The sequence below is a fragment of the Moorena sp. SIO3I6 genome, assembly GCF_010672095.1.
Map to the genome: position 1 here is coordinate 18,903 of NZ_JAAHHU010000058.1, position 20,138 is coordinate 39,040.

General features: G+C 42.4%; 15 protein-coding genes and 1 pseudogene. 11 read left to right on the forward strand and 5 right to left on the reverse strand.

Features of this window, described 5'->3' with window-relative positions; all coding sequences use genetic code 11:
• Positions 1–787: 787 nt before the first annotated feature.
• Entirely contained in the window at positions 788–1,510 is a 723-nt protein-coding gene (gene pgl / locus F6K49_RS17955; RefSeq protein WP_293069128.1) for a 6-phosphogluconolactonase, read from the reverse strand.
• Between the two features lie 412 nt (positions 1,511–1,922).
• Here pgl and F6K49_RS17960 point away from each other — a divergent pair, with 412 nt between their 5' ends.
• The 5 genes from F6K49_RS17960 to ftsY all read left to right on the forward strand — a co-directional run bounded on the left by F6K49_RS17960 (position 1,923) and on the right by ftsY (position 8,594).
• Entirely contained in the window at positions 1,923–2,741 is an 819-nt protein-coding gene (locus tag F6K49_RS17960) for an HpsJ family protein (RefSeq protein ID WP_293069130.1), read from the forward strand.
• 52 nt (positions 2,742–2,793) lie between these two features.
• Positions 2,794–3,693, forward strand: a complete 900-nt coding sequence (locus tag F6K49_RS17965) for a glycosyltransferase family 2 protein (protein WP_293028671.1) — start codon at positions 2,794–2,796, stop codon at positions 3,691–3,693.
• 1,261 nt (positions 3,694–4,954) lie between these two features.
• Positions 4,955–5,683: a DUF502 domain-containing protein gene (locus tag F6K49_RS17970; protein ID WP_293046021.1), complete on the forward strand. Its 729-nt coding sequence runs from the start codon at positions 4,955–4,957 to the stop codon at positions 5,681–5,683.
• A 40-nt stretch (positions 5,684–5,723) separates the two neighbouring features.
• A complete protein-coding gene (nusB, locus tag F6K49_RS17975; protein ID WP_293028650.1) occupies positions 5,724–6,353 on the forward strand; it encodes a transcription antitermination factor NusB in 630 nt (209 codons plus the stop codon).
• A gap of 348 nt (positions 6,354–6,701) precedes the next feature.
• Complete coding sequence (gene ftsY, locus F6K49_RS17980) at positions 6,702–8,594, forward strand: signal recognition particle-docking protein FtsY (protein WP_293098731.1); 1,893 nt, start codon at positions 6,702–6,704, stop codon at positions 8,592–8,594.
• Between the two features lie 550 nt (positions 8,595–9,144).
• Here ftsY and F6K49_RS17985 read toward each other — a convergent pair.
• Positions 9,145–9,567, reverse strand: a complete 423-nt coding sequence (locus F6K49_RS17985) for a helix-turn-helix domain-containing protein (protein WP_293030190.1) — start codon at positions 9,565–9,567, stop codon at positions 9,145–9,147.
• Positions 9,568–10,744: 1,177 nt separating this feature from the next.
• On the opposite strand from F6K49_RS17985, the gene F6K49_RS17990 reads away from it, so the two are divergent.
• Positions 10,745–11,677, forward strand: a complete 933-nt coding sequence (locus F6K49_RS17990) for a hypothetical protein (RefSeq protein WP_293030193.1) — start codon at positions 10,745–10,747, stop codon at positions 11,675–11,677.
• A gap of 254 nt (positions 11,678–11,931) precedes the next feature.
• The gene (locus F6K49_RS17995; protein ID WP_293098734.1) at positions 11,932–14,154 is read left to right on the forward strand and encodes a CHAT domain-containing protein; all 2,223 of its coding nucleotides are present in this window, start codon (positions 11,932–11,934) and stop codon (positions 14,152–14,154) included.
• A 32-nt stretch (positions 14,155–14,186) separates the two neighbouring features.
• Here F6K49_RS17995 and F6K49_RS18000 read toward each other — a convergent pair whose 3' ends face one another.
• The 3 genes from F6K49_RS18000 to F6K49_RS18010 form a co-directional block, all read right to left on the reverse strand.
• Positions 14,187–14,573 (reverse strand): hypothetical protein, encoded by a 387-nt coding sequence (locus tag F6K49_RS18000; protein ID WP_293026446.1) that lies wholly within the window; start codon positions 14,571–14,573, stop codon positions 14,187–14,189.
• A 149-nt stretch (positions 14,574–14,722) separates the two neighbouring features.
• Entirely contained in the window at positions 14,723–14,911 is a 189-nt protein-coding gene (locus F6K49_RS18005) for a hypothetical protein (RefSeq protein WP_293026448.1), read from the reverse strand.
• Positions 14,912–15,083: 172 nt separating this feature from the next.
• Complete coding sequence (locus F6K49_RS18010) at positions 15,084–15,506, reverse strand: helix-turn-helix domain-containing protein (protein WP_044492023.1); 423 nt, start codon at positions 15,504–15,506, stop codon at positions 15,084–15,086.
• A gap of 190 nt (positions 15,507–15,696) precedes the next feature.
• On the opposite strand from F6K49_RS18010, the gene F6K49_RS18015 reads away from it, so the two are divergent.
• From F6K49_RS18015 to F6K49_RS18030, 4 genes and pseudogenes are all read left to right on the forward strand, one after another.
• Complete coding sequence (locus F6K49_RS18015) at positions 15,697–15,909, forward strand: hypothetical protein (protein ID WP_293026451.1); 213 nt, start codon at positions 15,697–15,699, stop codon at positions 15,907–15,909.
• A 458-nt stretch (positions 15,910–16,367) separates the two neighbouring features.
• The gene (locus F6K49_RS18020) at positions 16,368–17,432 is read left to right on the forward strand and encodes a glycerophosphodiester phosphodiesterase family protein (RefSeq protein WP_293026453.1); all 1,065 of its coding nucleotides are present in this window, start codon (positions 16,368–16,370) and stop codon (positions 17,430–17,432) included.
• Positions 17,404–18,138 (forward strand): calcium-binding protein, encoded by a 735-nt coding sequence (locus F6K49_RS18025; RefSeq protein WP_293026455.1) that lies wholly within the window; start codon positions 17,404–17,406, stop codon positions 18,136–18,138. The genes F6K49_RS18020 and F6K49_RS18025 overlap by 29 nt, the downstream gene beginning before the upstream one ends.
• Positions 18,139–19,527: 1,389 nt before the next feature.
• Positions 19,528–20,138 (forward strand): annotated as a pseudogene (locus F6K49_RS18030) (calcium-binding protein); the annotation flags it as partial.

The window sequence follows — 20,138 nt, forward strand, 5'->3', positions numbered from 1 at the left end:
TTAGACTACACTAGACTTGGACTATGATCCCGTGAAAATTAGACGTAATTCCTGTGCCCCATTCAACTACTGCTCGCCTATTGTAGAAGACCTGGAATTGGTGCGGGTTGAAGCTACAGTGGGAGCATATAAGGCAAAAGGCTTCCACACAAAAGGCTTCCAGGCAAGTCACCCTAATTAAGTATCAAAATCCCTAAAAATATAACATACTCCCGTGACAGCTCCCACACTGAACTCAAAGAGTCAGTGTGGGAAACAAGCGCCAATCCAGCTATTGCTTTGGAGGCGCTGGGCTTTTTGAACGGACTGCCCTCTATTGATGCAAAGCGCGAGTGGTTTGAAGTTACCGTAAGATAGGGTCGCCTTATTAAAAAACATTTAACCCTTTTCTGCATAACCTGCTAACTATAAAGGCTCCACTATCTAAGGTTTCGTCTCCGGGGGAAACCACGCCAATTGCTCATGGGGGGAACCCCCTAGACAGCACTGGCTACCCAAGACCGCGCTGCATCGCTGCCGCTCTGTTTTATTGGTCTTTTTTCTTAAGACTGTTGTGCTGACAAACCAGCATTTAAGGCCGTAGGCTACGCTACGGGAACGGCTTTGTTTATCAGTAAATATATTATAGCAATTCCATGCATACCCTGTGCAAAATTCATCCCACATCTCAATGCTACGCCATGAGTGTGGGATGAATTTTGCCGGAAGCTAAAACTATAATAGTTTCTCAGTAACTGGATAGAACTGTTTCCCACTTCATCGTTCACACTTGACACTTCCGCGCTTGTCAATGTTTCAAATCTTCACCTGCTGATTGATCTAGAAGCCACCAAAGTTCTCCTTGGGGCTGGATCAACCGAGCTGGATAGGTTTGTGGATCAGCTTCGGGGGCAAATATTTGAGCTAGGGCTGCTCTTTTGCCAGCACCAGCAACCAGAAACATAACGCAGTTGGCATGGTTAATCAAGCTCGACGTAAAGGTGATTCGTGGTTGACCATCTTTGTTGCCAACTGTAACGAGTCGGTCTTTTACTTGCAGAGCCTCTGTATGGGGGAATAGGGAAGCAGTATGACCATCATCACCAATGCCTAACAAAATTACATCAAAGCCAGGAAACTCTCCTACTGGTATGCCAAAAAACTCATACAGTTGAGCTTGATGTTTTTCCGCATCAGCAGCGGGGCTAGAGCCGTCGGTGGGCATGGGGTGAATGTTAGCCTCTGGTATATCGACTTTGTCTAACCAGGCAAGACGAGCCATCCTTTGATTACTATCGGGGTGCTCGGGACTAACATAGCGTTCATCACCCCAAAACACATGAATGTTATTCCAGGCAAGGTCAAAGGTAGCGATCGCTTCATATAAAGGCTTGGGGGTGCTACCGCCAGCAAGGGCAATCGTACACCGACCGTTAGCCTGGATTGCTCCTTGGATTTTAGTGAGGACAACATCAACAGCTCGCCTAATCAAAGCTTCTTTATCCGGTACAACTTCAACCACTTTGTTCATAAAACCTGTCTGCCGAGGAACACTACATCCACAAGACTACCTTTAATCAGCTAGTGCGATCGCTTTACCTGATTCAGGAAGAATACCAGAAATTATCCTAACACCTTGATTAGTGGTTAATGGTTAATGGTTAATGGTTAATGGTTAATGGCTAAGGCTCGTGACGCTCACCTAAAAGGTAGAGCGCGGGACTTCCCGTCTAAAACTTAACACCAGCAAAGGATGTTGGAGTTAGGATTCTCGATTGCCATAGGTTAATATGGGCAAAGCGCCAGGGTTGGCCTTCGTGCTCTTATATTGATCACTTATTGAGTACTACAAAAACTAGTAAGCCAGTAAGTTGAGGAGGGATTACTCAGTCAAGTCCCCAAGTTGATGATTAAGTTAATCTACTAATCGCGCTTCATAGCCCATGAATACTAATTCTGTTTATTCCTCGTTTACTGCTCTGACTCTTAAGGTTGTCGGGCTGATAATGATCGTTTCCTCTCTTTTGGATTACATAATTTTGGCAATTCCCCCACAGGGAGCTAGCCTGTTAAAGCCAGAGTGGCAGTTGAACTTTGCTACCCAAGTTGTTGACCGAGGCATTATCCCTATGGTCGGTATTGGGTTTTTATTTGCTGGATATTGGATTGCTCAAAGTGCTGCTACCGCTACCACAGAGCCAAAATCTTCGGTTCAAGATATCAGATTTTGGGTGCTGTGTCTGTCTAGTTTTCTAGGGTTGGTCTTTCTGCTAATGGTACCCCTACATCTCAATAACCTTCGTTTGCAAAGTTCCCAGGCTCTAGAACAAATTAACCAAAGAGCCAAGACCGCCGAAGTTCAACTGGAAAACCGCACTCAGCAAGTCACTGAACTTCTCAAAAGTCCTCAGGGTATAGCCCAGGTAGAAAAGAAACTCGCCGATTTAGACGCAGCCATTAAAAGTGGTAGGATTCCAGCACAACAGCTTGAGCAAGCCAAAGCTCAAGCTAACAGAGTTAGACAACAATTGCAGGCAATTAAGGAAAACCCTGATGTGCTCAATCAAGAAGTAGAGCAGAATATTAACCAAATCCGTAGTCAGAAACTTCAACTAGAGAAACGAGCCACCACTGAAGCTTTAAAACTGGGCATTAAAACTGGTCTGAGTAGCTTACTCCTAGCAATTGGCTATATTGCCATTGGCTGGACCGGATTGCGAGGGTTGGGAAGTACACCAGTAACCCGTCGTGGCCAAGCTTAGTAGGGTAGAGACTTTTAACCCTGACCAGATTTTTGATGATGATCCCCTTGACATGTTCTCGATCTATATCCTGACCTACAACGAAGAACTAGATATTGCTGCTTGTATCGAGTCAGCCAATCTCTCGGACGATGTGATTATCGTAGATTCAATCAGTAGCGATCGCACTGTAGAAATTGCTAGTCAGTATCCGGTGCGAGTTGTGCAGCACGCCTTTGAAAGTCACGGACGTCAGCGCACCTGGATGCTCAAGGAAGTCCCCACCAAGTACGAATGGGTCTATATCCTAGAAGCTGATGAACGCATGACCCCTGAGTTATTTGCCGAATGCCAGGGAGCAATACAACGACAGGAGCATGTGGCTTATTACGTTGCAGAGCGGGTCATGTTCATGAATCGGTGGATTCGCTACTCTACTCAGTATCCCCGTTACCAACTACGGCTGTTTCGTAAGGAAAAGGTTTGGTTTGATGATTATGGTCATACGGAACGGGAAGTATGTGATGGACCGACTGGTTTCATCAAAGAAACATATCCTCACTACACCAACAGTAAGGGATTTACCCGTTGGATTGATAAACACAATCGCTACTCTACCGACGAAGCTATCGAAACCTTGCGCCAGTTGGAGCAAGGAACTGTTGAGTGGGCAGACCTATTTTTTGGGCGTTCGGAAGTAGAAAGACGCCGTGCCCTCAAAAACTTGTCCTTACGCTTGCCCTGGCGACCTGTATGGCGTTTTATATACATGTATTTCCTACTGGGAGGCTTCCTGGATGGTCAAGCCGGGTTTACCTGGTGTACCTTACAAGCATTTTATGAGTATCTGATATTGGTCAAACTTTGGGAACTCAAGCATCCCATGCACCCTCCCTGTAGCCGTGTCATGCCCTCAACTTCCCAAGGCTCAAAAGACTCTGATGCTACCCAGGTCACTTCATCCTCATCCTAGTAGTCTTGATGTCAGATTAGGGTAGAATCAAAGAGATTACTATACCATTGGCTAACTAACTGAATTTGCTAACTAACTGATAAATCTAACATTTCATAGTAAAACTGGGTAGCAGCAATCCCCGCGTCTAATCACCGAGGAGTGTCAATTCCGATTCTCTATCTTTGTTAATCTATCTCTGGTAATATGTAAACAATAATACCGATTAGTCTGGTCAAAGGGAAAAAGCTGGTCTGATGTTAGTTCATGCCAGTAATAACCCTATAGCTAGTGCTGGTTAAAATCTAGTCATGGGTATAACGCCCTAATGTCATCATCTTCTTCATCTTGTCAAGCATTAACTAGCGCCAGACTTTGGAAGTGGTCTTCTAGATTGATGCAAACGGGCTACCGTTTTGTGGCAGTATCTAGAAACAAGATTTGGAGTAGCTAAAGCCAGCTCCAAACTCTAGAACGGCAAGGGAAAACAGGTGTAATTCCACTGTTAAAACTTACCTTTAAAGTATTTATTCTCCAAAACCAAAAAAGATCAGGAGGGAGAATGTTAGCCATGGGTCGCCATGCCTAGGGTTAACTATTGAGAACAGTTAATGGGTGCAGCTTAGGTTTTCCCTATGATATAGCTTACCATGGGTGAAAGCAACCTCGCTTTACTCCTACTCCACCTACTTTAAAATTAGTGTCTGTAGCGTGCGCCTATGCGCAATATAACCAACTATCCGACCATTGAGGAGTCTAAAGTCAGGATATTCGAGTCAGATTAATTGATTGTCAAGGAATTTTTCCCTTGAAATCCTCGAAAGAATCTAATAATCGTTCTGTATAGTCCCACTAACATAGCTGAATTATTATGATGAAAACTGAATTCTATATCCTGTCTCATTCTCATAGGCGAGTAAATTGATTAGAACGAACTGAGGTATACTAGTCTATAACGGCTATATCCACCTTGGCATTTTTTCACCCACTCCAAAAAAAGTGGCTATAACAAGGTAAGCTATCAGCTATCAGCGTGTCGCGTATCAGCTATTAGCGTGTCGCGTATCAGCCAAAAGGCCTGTAGCAACGCTACCGGAACAGTTTATGCCCATAGCGCACTCTACACCGAACAGCTTTTGAATAAAATACGCTGACGGCTGATGAATAAAATACGCTGACGGCATTAGGCTGAATGCTTACATAAAAAGTTGGAAGAGTAGTAGGGAATTGAGGTGGCTAGTCAAAAATTTTATTCAGTTATAAAAAGGAGAATCTGTGCTCTGTGTTCGAGGGCTTGAAGCAGGATCTAAAAAATGACCTAATTGCGGGGATTCTAGTGGTAATTCCCCTGGCTACCACAATCTGGTTGACGATTACAATCGCCAACTGGGTGATAAATTTTTTAACTAGAATTCCCAAACAAATTAACCCTTTTGATAATCTCCACCCCATCTTAGTAAATCTGCTAAATTTAGCAGTGGGACTGACAGTACCACTACTATTTATTATGCTGATTGGCTTAATGGCACGCAACATTGTTGGACGGTGGTTGCTAGATTTGGGTGAGAAAATATTGCAGGCGATTCCCTTAGCTGGCTCAGTATACAAAACCCTTAAACAGATTTTGGAAACCCTTTTACAGGATTCTAAAACTAAGTTTAGTCGGGTGATTTTGGTAGAGTATCCTCGCCAAGGAGTCTGGGCGATCGCTTTCGTCACAGGTGTTGTCAGTGCACAACTCCAATCCCACATGAATCGCCCGATGTTGAGCGTTTTCATACCTACTACTCCTAATCCCACCAGTGGCTGGTATGCTATGGTTCCTGAACAGGACGTCATTAATCTTTCGATGTCCATCGAAGATGCCTTTAAAGTATTGCTCTCAGGTGGAATTGTTAGCCCAGATAACCCGGGAATCCCAATTAACCTACAGCAGCCTCCTGAAAAGCAACCATTGGAAGAACCATTGCCTGAGATGATACAGCAGGTTTTGCCAACAGAAGAAACCTAATCTTTTTGGGTAAAAGGACAAAATTAGCTAAGGACAAAAAATGCAACCTCGCAGAATTGCCCGTGAACTGGCTCTTTTGAGCATCTCTCAGATGCCCAACTCACCAGAGCGGTTGGATACACAACAACTGAATAATCTGGTGCTGGCGGCTATTCGTACCCTGACTGGAGAAATTCAAGAGGCTTTAGAAACGGCGGCGGCTGAATTGAAACGGGGTAGCGATCGCATTCTCGAAAGTGAAACTCGCGCTACTGATGTACGTAGTGCTAGAGCAATGGTAACGGATGCAATTGAGTTAACTGAGAAAGCGATCAATCACTTGGGAAGTGCGGTAGAGATTCCCGAAATTGTCCAGTTGTCTAATACGGTTGAAGTCCGTAGCTATACCCTAGAAATTCTCAAAGCTGTCAGTCGTAGACAGCTTGAGATTGATCAGATGTTGAACCAAGCCCTTAAAGATTGGCAACTGAAGCGCTTACCTCGTATTGACCGGGATATTCTGCGCATGGCTGTGGCGGAAATTTCGTTTTTAGGTATCCCAGACCGAGTCGCAATTAATGAAGCAGTGGAACTGGCTAAACGCTACAGTGATGAAGAGGGACACCGTTTTATTAATGGTGTTTTGCGTCGTGCCAATGAGTTGATTAAAACTCAAGCTCTAACACAATAGCGGAGGGAGTAGGGAGTAGGGAGTAGGGAGTAGGGAGTAGGTAGTAGGGAGTAGGGAGTAGGGAGTAGAGAGGGTAGTGGTAAAGATGTAGTGATTTGGCTAGGGTCTGGTCAAGGTAACGGGAGCTAAAATCACTACTTGTGTAGCACTACCGTAGAGATGAGGAGTATCGGGAATAGAATAAAATTCGGCTAATAGGCAAGACTATATTAGAAAATTAATAATATTAACTCAAATATCGATAAAATTAAGACAAACGCTTGGGGATTAGCCTAGGGCTAAGCACTCAAAACCTAAATCAAATATTGAATATATATAGTTAATTGACGCCATAGTCAAGTAAGGGTAATGGTCTTTAATTGGTTCCACCGAAAGTCTGATGCTAGCGCAGGGTCTGCTGAGAAAAAGGACTCTGATACATCTCAAGTAGAATCGGAACAAAAGGCAACAGAGCAACAACCAATAGACCAAGCTGATTCTAAATCTGTCCAAGAGTCATCCTCAGCAGCAGCTGAGGATTACCTGAGTTGGGCAAAAGCTGCCTACAAAAATGTTCAAAAGCAACAAGTAGATCAATCTCCAGAGACAGACACTACTGAAAGTAAGCCAGTAGATGATACAACGGCTCAGCCAGCAGCAACGGCTACGGCGGAAAAACCTCAAGAATCACAAGAGACTGAATCTCCAGCGGCTGAAACATCCGAAGGGTCTGAGGAAACTGACACGACAGTTGCGGCTGAGATAGCTCAGATAACTGTTGAAGAAGAATCAAAAGCACAATTACAAGCACAATCACAAGTACCATCACAAGCAGAATCGGAATTAGAAGAGTCTACGGTTAGTGAAGCTTCGGTAGATACTTCTGAAACGGTGGAACCAGTAACCGAGCAATTCTCTGATCAGATAGTAGAGGAGGCAGTATCAACACCATCGGATTCAGTGGATTCAGTTAAGTCTAATCATGACTCATCTATAGGTATGACCTTGGTTGAGAATAAACCAATCCCTGAATCAGATGCCTTGACAACTGATATAGCTCCATCAGCTGAGACAACAGAGGAAGAAACGCCTGCTTCTGGCCCCAGTTGGGCCCGTCGAGCAAGCACTAACCGACTAGCACGACTGGAACGTCTTAAGGAAACAGCTATTGAGACCCCTGAACCGGAACCCGAAGTGGCAACTGTGATCGAGGATGGAGGGGAAGCAGAGATAGATCAAAATGTGCTTGGTCTGGACTTTGATGATGGGTTCTTGTGGTCAGCAGAAGTGTTGGCATCTCAAGGAAGAAGTCCTGAGGATATCTCGATCGAGGAAATTAGCTGGCTCAAGCAACTGCGTCAGGGATTGGGCAAAACTCGTCGTGGCTTGATTAACCAAATAAAGGCGATTGTGGGTCAAGGCCCGTTGAATCAAGACGCGGTAATGGAGATTGAGGCACTGCTGTTACAAGCAGATGTAGGAGTTGAGGCCACTGACTATATTATTGATACTCTACAAGCTAGGTTGCGGGAGGAGTCTCTACCAGCAGAAAAAGCGATCGCATATCTCAAACAAATCATCAGAGATTTGCTAGAGCAACCTTACAGTAACAATTACAGCCGGATCTTTGCTCCAGAAAACGATACCTTGAATATCTGGCTGATGACTGGAGTCAATGGTGCTGGTAAAACTACTACTATTGGTAAACTGGCTAACTTAGGTCAGAAGTCAGGCTACCGTTGTTTAATTGCAGCAGCAGATACCTTTCGAGCTGCTGCAGTCGAACAAGTTAAGATTTGGGGAGAGCGCAGTGGTACTGAAGTGATTGCTAATCCTGGTAAGAATACTGATCCAGCTGCTGTTGTGTTTGATGGCATTAGTGCTGCCCAATCTAGAAATACGGAATTACTGTTGGTGGATACAGCAGGACGATTGCAAAATAAGAAAAATCTAATGGAGGAATTAGCGAAAATTCGACGAATTGTCGCTAAAAAAGCCCCAGATGCCAAAGTTGAATCCTTGCTAGTGCTGGATGCTACTTTGGGTCAAAATGGTTTACGTCAAGCACAAGTCTTCTCAGAGGCAGCAAAACTGAGTGGAGTGGTATTGACAAAATTGGATGGAAGTGCTAAAGGTGGTGTCGCTTTAGCAGTAGTGCGGGAACTAGGCTTACCGATTCGGTTTATTGGTGCAGGGGAAGGGATTGAAGATTTGCGGCCTTTCTCTAGTTATGAATTTGTGGAAGCGTTGCTGAGTGGCTAAGCTGGTTATGACAGCAAGGGAGTAGGGAGCAGGGAATAGGGAACAGGGAGCAGAGGGATAGGGTTTGACGGTTTTGCTTCGTTTTGCTTCTCACTGAATAATATCCAATATAAATGGACAACAGTTTAGTAATGTAATGACTAAGTTGTCCATACTTCTTGTGGAACCAAAAAAATACAATTGCTAAAAAACGCGATCGCTAAAATCTCGGTCATCTAAAAAACGCGATCGCTAAAATCTCGGTCATCTAAAAAACGCGATCGCTACTGTCTCGGTCATCTAAAAAACGCGATCGCTACTGTCTCGCTCATCTAAAAAACGCGATCGCTAAAATCTCGGTCATCTAAAAAACGCGATCGCTAAAGTCTCGGTCATCTAAAAAACGCGATCGCTACTGTCTCGCTCATCTAAAAAACGCGATCGCTACTGTCTCGCTCATCTAAAAAACGCGATCGCTAAAGTTTCGCTCATCAATGATAAGGCAGCTTGTAGTTGATTCGATTTTAATGGAATTGGCGGTAGGCCAAGCTACGCCAAGGCAAATTCCCCATCAAGCTGAAATCACTTCAAAATCAGAAATCGTCTCAATCCACACCCTTGCTCCACAATCTAGTGGATTGTCCGGACGATACATCACCCGACAGGGGCCATTGACCTCTACCGTATGACCATAAACGTTTTTAGAGCCTCGCTTGACGGTAATCACAGGATTACGCTCCCCGGTCTTGAGATTTTGGCGAATGACTTTCTGATTAACGTGGATCACAGCCTTAGTGTAATTTGTACGCTTTGACCAGTTCCGTTTTGGTCCGCGAGTGCCAGGAGTGACCACCGGCATACCATCAAACAAAGGAATCACCCAAGTTCTGCCCACCTTATAAGCGCCTTTAACTCTGCCTTTGCCCAGAAGGTAACGGACGCGAGTGGCAGAAACACCCAGTAATTCAGCGGCTTGTGCAGTGGAAATCATCATGGGTAGTAAACCATTGCTTTAACGATATTATTATATTAACACACTTGTTTTGAAAAGGCAAGGGCATGGCAAAACTATTGCATCATCGCAATTTAAAGGAAAAAATGGGGCTAGTGGGTGTAGTAAGTTAAAAGTTAGAAAAGGGTGGTTAACAACTATTGCATTGTCGCAATTTCTCATCTGGTGGGATGTATGGAGTTTATAGGGTAAATAATATTAATACTATAAAAAGGTGGTAAAAACTATTGCATTGTCGCAATTTATAGCAGTCGCCAGGGCAGGCGCGGACATGACAAAAGTCTCAAACCTAAGTAAGCGCAAGAGTTTGACTTCTGACTTCTGACTTCTGACTTCTGACTTCTGACTTCTGCTATATCATCTGGTGGGATATATGGAGTTTATAGGTATTGTGGGGGTCTTAAGTTAAGAGGGTTATCAAAAACTATTGCATTGTCGAAATACTAACTCTTGCCTCTTCACTGCTCCCTGCTCCCTGCTCCCTGCTCCCTAAAAACCCAGGACTTTGTACCTAACCGAATAGAAAACCGCTTTATGCACACTTTGGCTTTTTTGTCAATTCATAACTCTTAAAATTTATCGATTGTTTCGGGGAAATTAGGTTTTTCAAATGAGATGTAAACAGAGGATTGCTCTAACAGGGAACAGAAAACAGCTAAAAGAGAATAGTAGGAAAGGGCTCCAGGATTTTTTGATGTGATCAGAAATCAGCCTTAGTGTTCATGACCTCTTTGGAAAGGGGTTATTTTCTCTGATGAAAGAATAAAAGATTAGATTAAAATTGTCTCTAGTTGGTTCCTCTTGTTCAGGATTGTGGTATACTATTATCAAATAAACTATACTCAAAGTAAATAATCTTAAAAATATAGCTAGTTGTTATGGCTTGGCTAGACAAGTTGTTGTTACCCCAATTACAACCCTGATAGCTGATCATACTAGATAGTAAGATAATACTAATTTTTATAATTTATAAGTCTGGTAAAATTACGGATTTGATTGAAAAGGCGGGTTGTCAACTTCTCTAACTTCCCCCTTATCCATCGAAGCTGTAGATGCAGCTTGCCAGTAACTTAATCAATAATTGTGTGATTGTGGCTTGTGCTATACGTCGCTGCCATGTTGTGTAGTAACTTTGTCAATCTAAATAGAGCTGAAGTCAATGACCGATAAAAAAAATCCGCTACCCAATCCCCAAGAAGCTGAGACTTTCTTGGCTGACCTATTTGAGCAAGTAAACAAATGGGAAAGTAACCTGGATGAAAGTACAAAGCTTGGTGTAGCTGCAACCGCCGTTAAAAGCTTGCTGGAAAGTACAGTTAGCTTTGGCAATCCCAGGGATAAGTTGATCTTACTTACCGAAGACCTATTTGAAGAAACTGAAGAGGGATTGAGCAACATTTATCGACAGCAAATGCGTGATGCATTTGATTTCTATTATATGACTGTGACTGTCGATTTGCGTCCTAAACCAGGGGTTAGATTTTGGCGATTGTGCTGTGAGCTTGACTTCAGTCCCAAAGGAGAAAAAGAGCCGATCGTTCAGTCTATTTTCCCCAAAAGCCAATGGCGACCTGTGATGAGATCCGGGGTGGGCATGAATTTAGCTATTAATAGCAATCTTGATTGGAGTATCGGGATTGATAGCACTGAAGTAGCCGAACTTACCACTATTCCTGGGGAGCTCAAAGCTAATGTAGCAAAGAAGAACGAACTCAAAGCATTCATTGTCATTCCTGAGTATGCTTACGAAGCTGGTCACTTTGAAATGATTTCCCAAGGTGAAGGTAATTCTAAGTGTTACTGGCGCATTGAAGAGCCGGAAATCCAAAAAATACCGACAGTCCAATTTGCTATTGTCTTTAAAGTGCCTAAGGAAATAAAGTCTATTAATTTGCGCGGTATGGTTTGGGTTGAACCAAATATGAACTGGTTAACTGCTGATATCCGTGATGTTTTCAGTGATCTGGCAGATAGATTCCAAACCTTAATACGAAATAAGAATCAGGCTGCAATTAAATTCAGTCGTAGTGATGTCAAGGAATGGATATTGAAGCTACCGAAAGCTAATCTTACACAGGATTTAGCTACTTAAATCGGGTGCATCTTTTTATTGTAAATCTATGGTAAGCATTCAGTTATCAGCTATCAGCTATCAGTTATCAGTTATCAGTTATCAGTGGTCAGCTATCAACTATCAGCTTATGGGTTAGGTCACAGGCTAGAAGCCTGTGCCACTCTACTCAACTTTTGAATAAAATAACCTGACGGCTGACCACTAACTACTGACCGCTGACCACTGACCGCTGAATGCTTACCAATTAATCAGCTTTATCTGATCAGACAGCTATGACTAGAGCCTACTACACCTATCGCATCCACGTGATACATCCTCGTACAGTGCGGGTTGAAAAGAAAGAACCTGGAAAGCTCGATAATATAATCTCTAGAGAATTTCGGTATCAGGATAAGATCACCTCAGAAGTCAGGGAGTTAATCGAAAAAGTTCGTAAAAATGAAATCAAGGATGCTAACCAGTCGAGGTTACTCGGAGAAGCCTTGTTTGATAGCTTGTTTGATGATGTCCTTTGCTATGACTTTATAAGATTTTATAACGAAGTTGTTCGCACTAAACAGCAATTGCTACGGGTAGAACTAGATATAGACGAGCAAAATATCCCTGAAGTGGCAGCGTTCCCATGGGAATTTATGTGTTTGCCTCAAAGGGAGAAGTTAGGAACAATGTGGTTGGCTACTGCAGCTGACTTGGTCTTTTCGCGCCTTCCCCCACAGCGGATTTCAGCACCACCGATTAAGTTAGGCGCAAATGAAAAAATGCGGATTGCCTTAGTTGTCTCTGCACCCACAGATTTAAATCCAGTTGCCTACGAGGAAGTACAGGTGGCGATAGAAACACTAGCCCAGGAACAACCAGAGCAGGTGGAATTGTTACCCGTAGTGAATCCACCTAGCCGCAAAGCTATTGATAAAGTTCTGAGGGAAAAGCCCCACATTTTCCATTTCATCGGTCATGGTCGTTTTCAGAATGAAAATGGTGAAATTGCCTTGGTGGATGAATTCGATCAGGCACAGTGGATTAGCGCCAATGACTTTAGTGAGCTCTTTAATAAGCATCGACCTGGAATTATTGTGTTGCAGGCATGTCAGGGAGCAATGGAGTCTACATCGAAAGTATCTGTAGGACTAGCTTCCAAGGTTGTGCAGCAACGTATTCCTGTAGTCGTGGCCATGCAGTATCCAGTGTCTAATAGCACAGCTAGCCGATTTGCCTGCCACTTTTATAAACAATTAGCTCAAGGCAAGTCAGCGGATATAGCAGTACAGGAAGGACGACGAGAAATTAGTCTCCATGAATCAACAGGATATCGGAAACGGGATTTTGCGACACCTGTGATTTTCATGCAAGTGCAAGATGCTCACTTATTGCAACCTCGAAATGAGTCAGTATTGCAACTTCTGAATCAGCCAGTTGTGCGAGACAAGCCAAGCCATAAACAGCTCCATGTAAAGGATGCTCGCCAATCAAAAGGGGTAAAACGAGCGCTGTTGATTGGAGTCAGTGAATATGGACAGGGGTTAAAGCCACTACCTGGCGCAACCAAAGATTTAGAGGAAATCAAAGGAATACTGGATTCCCCACAACTGGGAAATTTTGTTGATGTCAAAGCTCTCAGCAATCCTGATCGACAGGAAATGGAGGAGGCTATTGAAGAGTTATTCGCCAGTTCTACAAAAGATGATTTGGTGTTACTGTTCTTTTCAGGTCACGGTGTCAAAGATAGCAGCAATCAACTGTATTTAACAACTCGTATTACTCGTAAGAATTCACAGAGAGAACTAGTTAAGACAACAGCCGTTTCTGCTAGGGCTATCCATAACATTATGAATGGTAGCCGCTCCAAGCGACAAGTGGTTATCCTCGACTGCTGCTTTAGTGCAGCTTTTCGTAAGGGCCTACTGGTTAAAGATGATCGCTCCGTCGATCTTCAAAATCAATTAGGAGGAGAAGGGCGCGCTATTCTCGCTTCTTCAACTGACTACTCCTTTAGTCAATTGGACGAACAGCTCTCAATTTACACTCAGTATTTGGTAGAGGGTATTGAAACGGGAGATGCTGATTTGAATCGGGATAAGGTGATTTCTCTGGATGAGTTACATAAGTACATCGAAAATAAAATTAGAGAAACCCTTCCTGATATGAAGCCTAAAATCTATACTGATCAGGAAGGTTCTAAAATCCAAATTGCTAAAGCACCAAGGGATTATGCCTCTGTTTCAGATACGCCTTTAGTTACCGAAGAGGGGATACAGGCAAGTCCGCAAGCAGATAGTTTGATAACATTTAGCTTACCTATGAAAATCCTATCAAAACTTGTTATAGTTATCGCTGTTGTGGTGATTTCGGCTTTGCTGCGTGTGGCTTATTTAGAGAAAGAATCCCTGTATTGTAATGATATAATTAAAAGAGTTGATCAAGGTGAACCAGATGCTACTGATACATACTATGATGATCATGATTTTAGAAGACGATGTAAGAAATTTTTGGATTGATCATGGTAGATAAAAAAAATTTTTGTATTTTTTTATTGACGAATTTCACAATTTTGAGGATATTTAAGAATATTTTCTTCTTTAACTGCTTGATCTTGAACAGAACCATCTGAGTCTGAGCATTTTAATAATTTTTCACGAATCAAAAAATCATAACGCTTATCTAGTTGAATTTTTGCAAATTTGGGATTATTCTTAAAAGTTCCTATCTTAGTTACCTTAATACATGGGCTCAGTTTAGCGATAACGTCAGTATCATTTGGATTTCTATTATAATGTAGGCGTACATTGTATTTTGAACATTTATTATCATTATCAGAGTTTGAATTATCCTGAGCAACAGCTGTTGTAACTATACCGAGCAGGAGAATAATGCTTACTCCAATAATAACAAGGTAATTTAAAATTTTTCCTTTCATGACAAAGAGAAGAGTAATGGTTGACTACTATACTCTTCGCTAGATCTAAATTAAATCAGGATATTTGACTAAGAAAGCCAGAAATATCTCCAAAAATTTATGAAATGGCGGTAAACTCGCACAAAACAGTGTTTTACACTACTCAATTTTTATGCTAAGTTAATTCTTTGTTTGAGGAAAAAGGTAAAAGGCAATAGGCAATAGGCAATAGGCAATAGGCAATAGGGGACTGCTGCCAATGTCGCAGAAGACAGCAATCGAGATAGTCTGGTCTTTGCCCGAAACCGAGAGTACAGACCTAGTTGACCAGTACTTCTAGCTGGGTGGTTTGATGCCATTGACCATAGGTCACGCTATGGGATTGGCTTACTGCCACGCTATGCGATGAAGCGAAGCTTCCGCTAAAAGCGATCGCAAAACATTGACTGGTTCAATGCGATTGACAGTAGGTCACGCTATGCGATGAAGCGAAGCTTCCGCTAAAAGCGATCGCATTCACATCCCATCCCATCACGCTGAAATCACTTCAAAATCAGAAATCGTCTCAATCCACACCCGTGCTCCACACTTGAGGGGATCATCTGGACGATACATTACCCGACAGGGGCCATTGACTTCTACCGTATGACCGTAAACATTTTTAGAGCCTCGCTTCACCGTAATCACAGGATTACGCTCCCCGGTCTTGAGATTTTGGCGAATCACTTTCTGGTTAACATGAATCACAGCCTTAGTGTACTCTGTACGCTTTGACCAGTTCCGTTTTGGTCCGCGAGTGCCAGGAGTGACCACCGGCATACCATCAAACAAGGGAATCACCCAAGTTCTACCCACCTTATAAGCGCCTTTAACTCTGCCTTTGCCCAGAAGGTAACGGACGCGAGTGGCAGAAACACCGAGTAATTCAGCGGCTTGTGCAGTGGAAATCATCATGGGTAGTAAACCATTGCTTTTACGATATTATTATCTTAACACTATTTTCCCAAAAATGCAAAGATTTGGAAAAACTATTGCACTGTCGCTATTTCAGGGCTTGTGGTAGGTGTGGTAAGTGTGGTAAGTGTGAAAAAAGCTAAAAATGTGGTTAACGTGGGAGGTGTGGGAGTGCTAAAAAACTATTGCATTGTCACAATCTCAAGCAGTAGGGGCAACTGGGATTAGTGGGATTAGTGAGAGGAGTGAGATAAAAGTGTTATCAAAAACTATTGCATTTTCACAATTTAATGCTAATACCAAGTTGCGTGGCCAACGGCTGAATACTTACTTAAAAAAAATCAAAAATAATTATTTCCAGATCCGCTGTTCCCTATTTCCTACTCCCTTTGCTAAAAACTAATTGTTAAAATCCTTGATAACAAAATTCTTGGCCGACACCTTACTTAGTCAGGGATTATATAAAAAATCTCTAGCCTCAAGGTTAATAAAAAACTAAAAAAATTAAGTTAAAATTAAATCTAGGTTAACTTTACAAAATCTTTATACCCTACTCAGATAAAATTACACTAAAAATTTACAGCGACTTCAAAAACAAGCTTTAACCAAACCTTATAATTATGTTTATATAATTACAATCAAAATTTAACCTGGAAATGAAACCCTTACTAAGGGAGGTCAGCCAGTTTCAATCATCACGTAAACCTAGGCCAAGGCGATTTCAGGTTGGCAACAATTACGTACTATGTGATAGCTGAAAGCTGAAATGCTGACACAATTTAGCTAGTTTCTGTGCTTCTAAGTCTATAGATATAAAAACGCTAAATTCGAGAGTTTTAGTCTCGTTGATTCCAGGATTTTATGAAATTAAAAGGATTTGCATCTTTACCAGCTGATACCTTTGCAGAAGGACCCCAGTCTGGTGCAGACAATGGCAGGGGTGAACCGATTTCTGCCAATGGTCGCACCGGTCCGTTTGATGGACAACCTGTTCAAGGCTTTAGTGGTGTTCAGTTTGCTCCTAGTGGGGGTGGCTCTTTTTGGTTCCTATCAGATAACGGTTTTGGAGCCCAACAGAATAGTGCTGATTATTTGCTCAGACTCTATCAAGTTAACCCTGATTTCAAGGGTGCAGAGGATGGAGATGGTAGTGTTGAGATTGAAGGCTTTGTTCAACTGTCTGACCCTGATGGCAAGATTCCTTTCAAGATTGTCAACGAAGACAGTAGCGATCGCTTTCTGACCGGGGCTAATTTTGATATCGAGTCTTTTGTGATTGATGCTAAAGGCGATATCTGGATTGGTGACGAATTCGGTCCGTTTATACTTCACTTCGATAGCACTGGTAAACTGCTCGAAGCCCCTATTTCTACTCCCAATATCCCCGGAAATACCACAGGGGAATTTGTGCGATCGCCTCAAAACCCAGATTTAAAGTTCAATACCCTTGATGGTGATCCTCCTCTAGTGATTGGACACCGGGGTGCTAGCGGTGATCGTCCAGAGCATACCTTAGAAGCTTACGCTCTTGCCATTGAACAAGGGGCTGATTTCATTGAGCCTGACCTAGTCATCACCAAAGACGGTGTCTTGATTGCTCGTCACGAACCGTTGCTAGATGATACCACTAACGTAGCTGACGTATTTGGTGAAGACCGCAAGTCTACCAAATTTCTCGATGGTGAAGAAATTACTGGTTACTTTGCTGAAGATTTCACCTTAGCAGAAATCAAGCAACTGCGTGCTGTTCAACCTCTTGACTTCCGTAGCGATGAGTTTGATGGTCAGTTTGAAATTCCCACTTTCAAAGAGGTTATCGAACTACTCCAGCAGGTAGAAGCCGAAACTGGCAAAAAAATCGGTATCTATCGTGAAACCAAGCATCCTACATTCTTCGATGACCAAGGCTTGTCCAACCTTACCTGATGGCAGACAATCCCTAATTGTTGCTAGCGATAACAATTTCAATGACAGCCAGATTACCCAATTCCTAGCATTTGGGCTAGACCTCGATAATATTCAATCTCCGACAGCAATAGTAGAAACTACCTCCGAGATTAACGGTACTCAAGGGGCTGACGAGTTGATTGGAACTATTGATGCTGATCTGATCAATGGCTTTGATGGAAATGATACCATTGCTGGGGGATTGGGTAATGATATCATATTTGGTGGCAATGGCGATGATATCCTACGGGGAGATAGCAATAGCAAGGCCCCAGGTGGTAACGCTGGTGGTGATGATATTATCTATGGTGGTTCAGGAAGCGATCGCATTGGCGGGAAATCTGGTAATGACTCCCTCTATGGTGGCTTCGGAGATGATCAACTCTGGGGTGATGCTGGGGATGACCTATTAAGTGGTGGTCTCGGTAATGATACTCTGACTGGAGATAACTTTTCTAATGGTAGTGGCAGTGATACCTTTGTCCTAGAGATTGGGGAAGGTACTGACACGATTACAGACTTCGAGCTGGGCACTGACTTAATTGGTTTAGGCAATGGTTTAAGCTTTGGTGATGTGTCTATCACCTCCGATAGTAATAATTCTCTAATCAATGTTGGAGATGAAACCCTAGCAGTAGTGTTAGGAGTAACAACCCTTGCTGAAAGGGATTTGGTTATCTTATAGCAATTCTCAAATTAGGAAGTAGGGGAATAGGTAGTCGGGAGATGGGGAGATTTGTATTAAGGGTAATAATCGAGACATCATAACTCCCTCACTTCCCAGATTCGCTGTTTCTTTATCAAACTACTTAATAATAGGTAACCTGGAATAGGTAAATTGGGATCATAACTAATGAGTTTTAGTTAGTTTTTAGCTAATTTTGCTTATAGCGGTTCTCATAGTAATGAGGTACAGATGATTGTTTACCTGTTCCCTGAGCCGAAGTTACCTGTTCCCGATTCCCGATTCCCGATTCCCGATTCCCGATTCCCGATTCACATCACAATTTAAATGTGTGACAGCTTAGTATTAGAAATTGGAGTCGGGAGTGTGAAGAGCTTCGCCCTAGAGGGTAAGACCCTACACCTACCCGATTGTGAATTCAAGCCCAAATCTGTAGCTACTCATGTAAATTTTAAGTAAACCTGAGGTAACAAACAGGCCAAATTCTGTAAGATTCTGTAAAGGTTACTATAGTAGCATCTTTTATAGTATAGTTTTATTTAAAACCAAAAATAAGCTATGGCTTAATTAGTCTGACCAATAGGATCGACTTAGAGGTTAAGGCTACCCACATACCTTTGGTCATTTATGAAAACGGTGCTTAGCTAGTGGGCATCTATAGCCCAGTTGCTTAGATCAAAGACAAAGGATTTGGATTTAGTTTGCTAATCGGAGAGTATCAAATCCAAGACAGTAAAATTCAATAAAACCTTAAGTCGCTGTTGCTGAACTAGTGATTGCAATGACATCGGGTAAAGGATCAAATCTACTTGATAATGAATTGAATATCAGCCTAGCTAGAGTCCATTGAAATCCAGATAAAAGTTATGGGTAACTAAATAAATAAAGTCTGTATTAATTTGGCTGAATTATAAAGTTACATGCTCATACTCCCCTGGAATCAAGGTGATAACTATCATCAGGTTAGTTACAAGCCTAGCTTGCTTTTATGATAATTTGCGTTATTCAGCCATCGCCACACTATCTCAAGGTTAAAAGTTAATTGTCAACACTAGCTGTAGAGTTGAGACGCAACCCCTAACTAAGTAGGTATAAAATTAACGTAATAGGCTGGGGTTTAGCGGTTGATTCTAAACCATTAACCAAAATGAAATTCAACACTAAAAAACCTTAGTGGTAACGCTAAAAAACTACCTATTTAATTGAGCAACTAAGACCACAATACCAAATAATTAAGCGAATAAAAATCAGTTTAATTATTTGGTATCAAGGAAAATTTATAAATTTTGCTAAGGGTTGTGAGTACATAATTATTGCTATAAAACTTTCAATAAGTTGATAGCTAATAGCTGAACTGGGTACTCGCCATCTACTATCTAGGAGAAATTTGTGGCAGATATATTAAAGAAAATTGGCAGCTTTTCTAGTGAGATGGGGGCTGAAATTACCGCCTACGACCCCATATCTCAAGAGTTATTTGTAGTATCTGGTGGAACTGAGGTGCAAGTGCTAGACCTCAGTGATCCCACCAATCCAACTGAGGTAATACCACCCATTGATCTTGCTTCTTTGATACCTGACATTGACGGAGCAAATAGCGTAGCCTATAGCAATGGTTTACTGGCGCTAGCGTTAGAAGCTAGCACCTCTACTGATCCAGGTAAGGTAGCAATTATAGATATTGCTGCTTATAAGAACAATCCGGCTGACCCCAATGCCCTGAAGGTAGTGCAAGCGGGGCCCCTACCCGATATGCTCACCTTTACCCCTGATGGCACCAAAATACTGGTTGCTAATGAAGGAGAAGCGGATGATGGCATTGATCCTGAAGGATCGATCAGTATTATTGATGTGTCCGGTGGGATAGCAACTTTAACCCAAGACAATGTCGCCACAGCAGACTTCAGCGCCTTCAATGGTCGTGAAGCGGAATTCCGGGCAAAGGGTGTACGTATTTTCCCAGACAAGACTGTTGCTCAGGATGTGGAACCAGAGTTCAT